The sequence below is a fragment of the Caulobacter vibrioides OR37 genome (assembly GCF_000372645.1).
In the GTDB taxonomy this organism is placed as follows: domain Bacteria; phylum Pseudomonadota; class Alphaproteobacteria; order Caulobacterales; family Caulobacteraceae; genus Caulobacter; species Caulobacter vibrioides_E.
On the sequence record NZ_APMP01000065.1, the window covers coordinates 1 to 1,196 of the forward strand.

Here is a 1,196-nt window from a genome sequence, read left to right on the forward strand (position 1 = left end):
GCGGGCCTGAGCCCTCACCCTCCCATCCCGGCTTTCGCCGGGACGGGTCCCGCCCTCTCCCTCGGGAGAGGGTGATCTTTACGCCACCCGCTTCAACGCCGCGCCCAGGTCTTCGACCATCTCCGGCGTCGTGGCCCACGAGCACATGAAGCGCACGGTCCCGTCCAGGAAGCGGTAGACGAACCACCCCTCGCCGCGCAGGCGTTCCAGCGCCGGCTCATCCATCTCGACGAAGATCCCGTTGGCCTCGACGGCGTGACGGATCGGGAAGGGCATCAGGCCGGCCAGCTTTTGGGCCATGGCGTTGGCGTGGGCCGCGCGGGCCGCCCACGGACCGGTCGAACCGTCCTCGCCCAGCAGGCCCAGCCACGGCGCCGCCAGAAAGCGGCCCTTGGAGACCAGCTGGCCGGCGTGCTTCAGCCGCGCGTCCAGGCGGCGGGCGTGGGCTGGATTGAGGAACACGACGGCCTCGGTCGGGGTCGAGCCGGCTTTCGTGCCGCCGATCACCAGGATGTCGACGCCCATCTTGGCCACGCTCTTCAGGTCGAAGCCGGCCGCCACGGCGTTGGCTAGACGCGCGCCGTCCAGGTGGACGCCATGGCCCTTGGCCTTCACGGGCGCGATCAGGGCCCGCAGGTGTTGCTCGGAGTAGACCGTCCCGTATTCGGTGGCGGTGGTCAGCGACAGGGCGTTGGCGGGCTGGTTGTACGAGACCTCGGGTCGCGCCAGGGCCGCTTCCAGCGCCGCGACCTCGATCTTGCCCGACGCGCCCGGCAAGCCGATCAGGCCGACGCCCTGGCCGAAGAAGCCGGGCGCCCCGGTCTCGTCGGTGCGGATGTGAGCGTGCTCGTGGGCCAGCACCGCCTCGTGCGGCTGGGCCAGCAGCGTGAGGGCGAAGGCGTTGGCCGCCGTGCCCGAGGCGGTGAACCGCACCTCGGCGTCGGCGTCCAGCAGGGCCCGGATGCGATCGGCGGCCGCGCGGCTGACATGGTCCGTGCCATAGCCGGAGGCGGTTCCGGCATTGGCGGCGACCAGGGCGTCCATGACCTCGGGCATGGCGCCGGCGACGTTGTCGGAGGCGAAGTCGTAGCGGGCCATCGGGCGCGAACTCCTGGATGCGGACGGAGCCCCGATGCCACGCTGAGAGAAGTCCGTCCAGAAACTCCCTTCCCCCTTGATGGGGGAAGGGCGGGGAT

Annotated in this window: 1 protein-coding gene; it reads right to left on the reverse strand. The window is 71.3% G+C overall.

What is annotated here, in order from left to right; genetic code table 11:
• Positions 1-78: 78 nt before the first annotated feature.
• A complete protein-coding gene (locus OR37_RS20505; RefSeq protein ID WP_004625479.1) occupies positions 79-1,098 on the reverse strand; it encodes a beta-eliminating lyase-related protein in 1,020 nt (339 codons plus the stop codon).
• Between the last annotated feature and the right edge of the window lie 98 nt (positions 1,099-1,196).